At 67.5% G+C, this 7,024-nt stretch carries 5 protein-coding genes; all 5 read right to left on the bottom strand.

Annotation, left to right across the window (positions count from 1 at the left end; all coding sequences use genetic code 11):
- Positions 1–1,140: acyl-CoA dehydrogenase family protein (locus L0G76_RS12835; protein WP_304357583.1), on the bottom strand; the 1,140-nt coding region annotated here is incomplete at its 3' end.
- Entirely contained in the window at positions 1,137–2,858 is a 1,722-nt protein-coding gene (locus tag L0G76_RS12830; protein WP_304357582.1) for a thiamine pyrophosphate-dependent enzyme, read from the bottom strand. The genes L0G76_RS12830 and L0G76_RS12835, both read right to left, overlap by 4 nt.
- Complete coding sequence (locus tag L0G76_RS12825; protein ID WP_304357581.1) at positions 2,855–4,966, bottom strand: acetate--CoA ligase family protein; 2,112 nt, start codon at positions 4,964–4,966, stop codon at positions 2,855–2,857. The genes L0G76_RS12830 and L0G76_RS12825 overlap by 4 nt, the downstream gene beginning before the upstream one ends.
- Before the next feature lie 4 nt (positions 4,967–4,970).
- The gene (locus L0G76_RS12820) at positions 4,971–6,191 is read right to left on the bottom strand and encodes a Glu/Leu/Phe/Val dehydrogenase dimerization domain-containing protein (protein ID WP_304357580.1); all 1,221 of its coding nucleotides are present in this window, start codon (positions 6,189–6,191) and stop codon (positions 4,971–4,973) included.
- Positions 6,192–6,297: 106 nt separating this feature from the next.
- The gene (locus L0G76_RS12815; RefSeq protein ID WP_304357579.1) at positions 6,298–6,927 is read right to left on the bottom strand and encodes a TetR/AcrR family transcriptional regulator; all 630 of its coding nucleotides are present in this window, start codon (positions 6,925–6,927) and stop codon (positions 6,298–6,300) included.
- Positions 6,928–7,024 lie beyond the last annotated feature (97 nt).

Here is a 7,024-nt window from a genome sequence, read left to right as displayed (position 1 = left end):
CCGCATGATGTCTGAGGTGCCCTCCTCGATCTCCTCGAGCTTGGCATCGCGCATCCACTGCTCGACCGGGTGCTCACGCGAATACCCCCAACCTCCCAGGGTCTGGACTCCGGCCCAGGTGCAGAACATCGCGGCCTCCGAGGCACCCAGCTTCGCCATCGCCGCCGAGGCGGTGACCTGCTCCCGCGGAACCGCCTGACCCGCATCGATCATCCGGGCCGCATTGAGGACCTGCAGCCAGGCGGCATCGATTCGCGCGGCCATGTCCGCGAGCCGGAAGGCCACAGCCTGGTGCTCGATGACGGGTTTGCCGAACTGGACACGCTCAAGCGCATAGTCACGGGCGTATTCGTAGGCGGCCCTGGCCGTGCCCAGAGCAGCCGCACCGAGGACGACGCGGGAGATGTCGAAGGTGCGCATCAGTCCGTAGAAGCCCTGCCCCTCCTCGCCGAGGCGGTTGGCGCTCGGGACGAATGCGTCGGAGAAGAAGATCTCGCGGCACACGATCGCGCGCTGGCCCATCTTCTTCATCGGTGCCCCGAATTCCATGCCCTCGGTGTCGCGTGGCAGGAGGAACGCGGTGACCCCGCGTGAGCGCTGCGCCGGGTCGGTCTTGGCGAAGACGACGTAACCCCCGGCCAGGCCGGCATTCGAGATCCACGCCTTCTGCCCATTGAGCAGGTACCCGCCGTCGACGGCGCTGGCTCGGGTGGTGATGGAGGCCGAGTCGGAACCGGAGCCCGGTTCCGTCGTCGCCAATGCGGTGAACATCGGATCCGGGCCGGTCAGGGGACGCAGCCACGCATCCTTCTGTTCCTCGCTTCCCAGCGCCAGGATCGGATCGGCGAAGAAGCCGTTCGAGCACAGGAGGTTGCCGATGCCGGGATCGCCGAAGCACAGCTGCTCTTGGACCAGACATTGCGTGAACACGTCGGTGAAGCCACCGCCCCCGTACTCCTCGGGGATCATGAAGTCGGTGATTCCCACGCGCGATGCCTCGCGGAACAGCTCGACCGGGGACTCGGTGTCCGCCTCGTCGACGCCGCGACCCGCCGGTCGGATCTTGTCCTTGGCAAAGGTGGCGCACAGTTCGATGATGTCGTTCTGCTCATCACTCAGCGGCCAGGGTGTGTAGCTCATGTCAGATCCCTTTCCTCGGTCGAAGTATCGGTCGACGTATCGATCGATGTCGCGGTCGACGTCTCGGTCTGCCGAAACGCGTCCATCATGTCTGTGGCCGCACGTGAGTCCTCGGTGATGTGGATCAGAGTCGGACCGGCGAATTCCTCGGCCTCCTTCAGCGCCGTCACCAACTCTTCCTGTGTCTCGACGTGGAGGCCGCGAGCGCCCATCGACTCCGCCATGGTCGGGAAGTCGGGTCCCAGCAGTGCCACACCGGCAGGAGTGTCGCCGCGATCGGCCATTTCGTTCCTGATCTCCCCGTAGCCGCCGTTATCGACGATGATGAGTGACAGAGACACCCGCGCCTGCACGGCAGCGGAGAGTTCGGTGATCGTGAACATCGCTCCCCCGTCGCCCTCGATCGCCACGACCCTGGCCTCGGGCGCGGCGAGTTTCGCACCGATGCCTGCCGGCAGGCCGTATCCCAGGGTTCCCGCGCCCGCGGGGTAGAGGAAACGGTCACCTCGGCGCGCCGTCCATCCGGTCTGCACTCCGTAGTAGCAGCACATCGTCGAATCCGCGGCGACGACGACAGGTGAGACCGCCGAGGTGGTGTAGTCGTTGAGTGCTCCGCACAGCTGTGCCCAGGGTGCGCCCTCCTCCTGCGCCGCGGTCGTGACCGTGTCCTGCCAGTCGCGCAGCCACTGGCCTGCCGCCTGTGAGAGGCTGGGCGATCTGGTCTGTCGCAGCTGGTGCGTCAGTGCGGTCGTCGAATCCTTGGCGTGGGCGAGGATCGGGTGGGTGACGCGGGCGTTGCGCAGCATCTGCACCTCGTCGAGGTCGATGCGCACAACCGTGTCCGGCAGCGGCAGCGGCTCGGGCCAGAAATCACTGGGAGCCAGTTCCGTGCCGATGGCGACAACGGCATCAGCATCGCTCAGGATCTCCGGCAGCACCTCGAGGACTCCGATGGCGCCGAGGTTGTTCCCGAGGTCATCGTCGATGGTGCCCTTGGCATTCGAGGACAGGATGATCCCGGCACCGAGCGCCTCGGACAGCTCCGCGACCTCGGCTCCGGCGTGACGTGCCCCGGCCCCGGCGATGAGGAGGGGGCGCTGGGACCCGGCGAGCGCCTCGGCGGCGGACCTGACTGCCGCCGGCTCCGGAGCCGGCACGGACCGGGTCACTGCCGGGTGCAGCCATCCGGGTCCCGTCGCCTCGATGAGGTCGAGTGGGATCTCGATGTAGGCGGGGCGGGTGCGTCCGGTTCGCATGTGTGAGAGGGTCTGTCCGACCGCCAGGGACACCTCGCCGGGGCTCGTCACCCGGTGGCTGTCACCGAGGACCGCTTCGACGGCCTGGCTCTGGTTGCGCACCTCGTGGAGCAGTCCGTTGCCGCGACCGGGGTGGGTCAGCGGCATGCCGGGGCTGATGAGCAGGACCGGGACCGAGTCGGTGAAGGACTGCAGCAGCGCGGTCAGCGCGTTGAACACCGCCGGCCCCGTCGTCGTGACGACGACCTGCACCTGGCCGGTGACGCGGGCCGCGCCGTCGGCCATGTATCCGGCTCCCTGCTCGTGCCGCGGTGAGACGATGTCGATGCCCTCGGCGGCCAGCTGCGCGAAGATCTCAAGATTGTGGGTCCCGGGGATCCCGAAGACGCGGGTGATCCCCTCGGCTCTCAGCGCACGGGCCAGGTGCGCCCCACCGGTGATCGCTGTCTGTTCCTCTGTCATCGTGGCTCCTTCTCGCCAATGCTGTCGCTGCCGTCGTCGCCGCTGCCGCTGACGCTCTCGCCATAGTGATTGTTGTCGTTGTCGTCCCGGCTGGTGACGACGAGGGCGTCGACCGCAAGCGCCCCAACAGGTGTGACGCGCACCGGGTTGATCTCGATCTCCTGGATCTCATTGCTGCCGGCGATCAGGCGCGAGACCGAGACGATGATCTCGGCCAGCTCGTCGAGGTCGGCCGCAGACCGTCCCCGCCATCCGGTCAGCAGCCGATAGCAGGTCAGCCGCGAGACCATGTCGAGGGCTTCGGCATGCGAGACCGGTGCCAGCTCGAGCCAGGTGTCGCCGTAGAGCTCGGTCTCGGTTCCTCCGGCCCCCACCATGACGATGGGTCCGAAGTTCTCGTCCTGTCGTCCGCCGACCAGAATCTCGACGGCGTCATCTCGGGTGTCCATCTCCTCGACGATGTACTCGCCCTCGCCGAGGCGGGCCACCATCTCCGCATGGGCATGGTCGAGTGCTGTGGCATCGCCGAGTCCGAGCGCGATCGCTCCGAGTTCGGTCTTGTGTGCAGGCCACCCGGCCTTGAGCACGAACGGCGGTGTCAGGTCCGAGCCCGCCAGCACCTCGGCGAGTTCGGACCCGCGGTTCAGGGTCACGGCCCGCGGGACGGGCACTCCGGCTGCCGAGATCGTGTCCCGGGCGGCACCGTACCCGCTCCCCCAGGGTGTGACCGGACCCGACTGCTCCAAAGCTTCGGTGATGCGCCCGGCGTGCGAGGCGTGGAAGCCTGCTCTGGCGACGACACGCATGAGCGATTCGATCGAGGTGTAGACGGGAATCGAGTTCTCCCACAGTGCTGCCACGGCGCGTGAATCGGCGCTCATCGAGTGGACGATGAGGGGCTTGCGGTGGCCGCGCACGGTCTGGCCCAGCCGGTCCACTTCGTCCAGCTCCGCGTCGAGAAGAGCGGGGACGTCCTCGCCATAGCAGCCGAAGTACCCGCTGAGAACGACGGCGTCGATCGTCTCATCGGCCAGGAGCTCATCGACGAGGCGTGAGTGCACCGACAGGTCCGCCTCCCCCGCCCCATCGAGGTCGATCGGGTTGTCGATGTGGCCGGCCTGCGGCAGGTGACCTTCGACGCGCCTACGGGTGGCGGCGTCGAGGACGTCCACGCGCAGACCGTGGGACTCGGCTCGGTCTGCGGCGATCGCGCCCTGCCCGCCGGAGTCGGAGATGATGGCGATCCGCCTGCCCGCAGGCAGCCAGGATGTGGCGAGGAACCCGGCGAGCTCGACCGCTTCACCGGGTGTCGAGAGTCGGATGGCTCCGGCTGCGCGGCAGGCGGCATCGACCGTGTCCATCGCCGAGGTGAGCGACCCGGTGTGCGATCGCGCGAGTCTGGCGCCGGCGTCGGATTGACCCGTGGTGAGGATCATGGTGGGCTTTCCGGCCGCGCGCAGTGCCTGCATGGCCGAGACCAGGGCACTGCCGCCGGTGAAGGACTCGAGGTAGAGGACGACCTGTGCGGTGTCGGCGTCGGCGACGAGGGTGCGCAGAATCTCTGCTGCCCGGACGTCGGACTGTCCGCCGATGGAGGCGAAGCGGGAGATCCCGAGCCCGCTGCGTGCGGAGAGGGTGGCGATCTCAGTTCCCAACTGCCCACTCTGCGTCACCACCGCCAAGGATCCTGGCGTGAAGTTACCCCAGGCCAGCAGGAGTTCATTGCTCGAATCGACGACGCCCAAGGATGAGGGCCCGATGAGACGTGCGCCCGCGGAGACGATGCGCTGGGCCACGTCGGCAGCGCCTGGAACCCTGGCCGAGATGATGAGGAAGGCGCGCACTCCGAGAGCCAAGGCTTCATCGACGACAGCCGGCACCCCAGCGCCCGGGATCGAGATGACCAGAAGCTCCGGAGTCTCCGGCAGGTCAGCGAGACGTGCGAAGGTGGGTTGGGCCTGGATCGAGGCGACGCGGGAGTTGATGAGGTGGACCCTGCGCCGGTGGGTGCCCTTCAGCGCCCCCGCGGAGAGCCAGAAGCCCCATTTCGCAGGGTCGTTCGAGGCTCCGAGGACGGCGACGCTGCCGGGGTCGAAGAACCGCTCCATGGCTCTAACGATCTGCCGTCGAAACGGATGCTTGGTCACTGCTCGCGGGCTCGGTTTCGGTCGCTGGCCCCGACTCGCTGCGGAGCGCTTCGAGGTTCGCGTCCACCCGGGACTGCCCCGCCTGCCGGGGCGTGATGCCCTGGCGAGCGGCTGCACCCAGCACGTCCTCCGTCAACTCGCGCAGAGTCGTCGTCACGATCGACCTGCCCTCGTCCCAGCTGCCGTCGACATCACCGAACGTCACCCACCACCACCAGGCATTCGTCGCGGAGTTCGCCAGGAAGTCGGGAACGACCGTGACGCCGCGAGCCTGCAGGCGGGCTTCGGCATCAGGCATGACCGGCATGTTCGCGGCCTCGACGATGAGCCCGGCGGTGATGGTCTCGCAGTTCTCACTCGTGATCGCGTAGCTGACCGCGGCGGGAACAAGCACATCGGCGTCGGCGGCCAGCCAGTCTCCGCGATCACTGTCCTGGTCCTCGGGGCGCAGGACGGATCGGTCGATACCGCCGAAGGGGTCGCGAGTCGTCAGCAGGGTCTCGACGTCGAGGCCGGCCGGGTTGGACACGAACCCGTCGGCATCGGCGATGCCGACGATGGCCACTCCCGCCTCGGCGAGGAATCGGGCACTCGCCCCGCCCATCGAACCGAATCCCTGGATCACTGCGCTCGCGGCTGCCGGGTCGACCCCGTCGGCTTCGAGCGCCGCAATCACCGAGGTGGCCACCCCGAGTCCGCCGACGAGCTCGTCCTGGGCCACGCCGTCGATGATCGTGGAGAAAGCCGTCTCAGCCCGCGCTGTGGCCGCGTTCGGATCGGCCAGCAGCTTCTCGACGGCGCTCAGCCCGCTTCCGAGGTCGCGTCGGGCCAGGATGTCGTCGATGTCGCCCTGGCGCACACCCAGGTCTTCGCCGAGTGCCCAGTAGGTGCGCATGATCGGGTTCATGGCGACGAGGAACCGTTCGAGGATGTCCGTGGCTCCGGGTGCGCGAGGATCGAAGTCGATGCCGCCTTTGGCGCCGCCGACGGGAACGTAGCGGCGGCCGGGTCGAAGGTGGATCGCCTCCTTGCGGGTCATCCCCTGAGCCAGCCCCCGCACCTCTTCGAGGGTGCATCCCTGGCGCATTCGCAGGCCGCCCGAGGCGGTTCCCCTCACGAGTGTGTCGATGACGACGAATCCGTGTGCCCCGGTGACCGGATCCTGCCAGGTGATGTCCATGAACATGGTGCTCCCAAGGGTTTAACTGAATCGCTGTTCAGTTGAGTTGAGACCACCAGTCTGACCGCCCGAGGACTGCCGCGTCAAGAGCGACTCCAGGCTCGTGCGCAGCTCAGTCCAATTCGCCCGCGACGAAGGCGTCGACCCAGTTCGCCAGGGTCGCAGGCGTCACGGATTCGGGGTTGAAGATGAGTTGGACTGCGAGTCCGTCGAGATAGGCGAGGATCCGTGTGGCACTGCCCTCGGCCACCTCGGCGGCAGTGGCGTCTGCGGTCCTTGCCACCGCCTCCCCTGCCTCGGAGCAGCGGAACTCCTCTGCCTCGATCCCTGCGACGATGAGTCCCGCCAGAATCGTCTTCCACTCACGGTCGAGTGTGGCGAATGTCGACCGGACCCCGTCGTCGAAGAGCCCGGCGGACCAGCCGTCGATCCAGATCTTCCAGCTTCTCGTCGAACCGGTCGGCATGTACCACCGCACCACGTCGCTCAACCGCTCTCGTGCCGACTTCCGAGCCGCGGCGAGTCGACGCGCGCGGTAGAGATCGTTCTCTCCGGCATGCGCGAAGGCTGCGGCGACGAGAGCCTCCTTCGTCACGAAGTGGTAGATGACCAGGCTCGGACTCAGCCCCAGCCGTGCGGCGACATCGGCGACACGAAGGGTGCGCAGGCCCGTGCTCTCGATCTCCTCCACGGTCGCCGCCAAGATCTCCTCCCGACGGACCGATGCGCTCTTTCTGGGCATGAACCTCTCCCCACACAGACAGAAATGGCTGCACAACACGGTTCTTGTTGTACAGCCATTCTATATGTTCACGGCATCCGGCTCTTAGCCTTCGCCC

The organism is Brevibacterium picturae (assembly GCF_030453725.1).
GTDB classification, from domain to species: domain Bacteria; phylum Actinomycetota; class Actinomycetes; order Actinomycetales; family Brevibacteriaceae; genus Brevibacterium; species Brevibacterium sandarakinum_A.
This window is presented reverse-complemented; position numbering and strand designations above follow the sequence as displayed.

What these genes read in the sequence shown, in the direction of transcription:
- L0G76_RS12830 (WP_304357582.1), bottom strand. Translation starts at nt 2,858, where the DNA reads ATGACAGAGGAACAGACAGCGATCACCGGTGGGGCGCACCTGGCCCGT.
- L0G76_RS12825 (WP_304357581.1), bottom strand. Translation starts at nt 4,966, where the DNA reads ATGGAGCGGTTCTTCGACCCCGGCAGCGTCGCCGTCCTCGGAGCCTCG.
- L0G76_RS12820 (WP_304357580.1), bottom strand. Translation starts at nt 6,191, where the DNA reads ATGTTCATGGACATCACCTGGCAGGATCCGGTCACCGGGGCACACGGA.
- L0G76_RS12815 (WP_304357579.1), bottom strand. Translation starts at nt 6,927, where the DNA reads ATGCCCAGAAAGAGCGCATCGGTCCGTCGGGAGGAGATCTTGGCGGCG.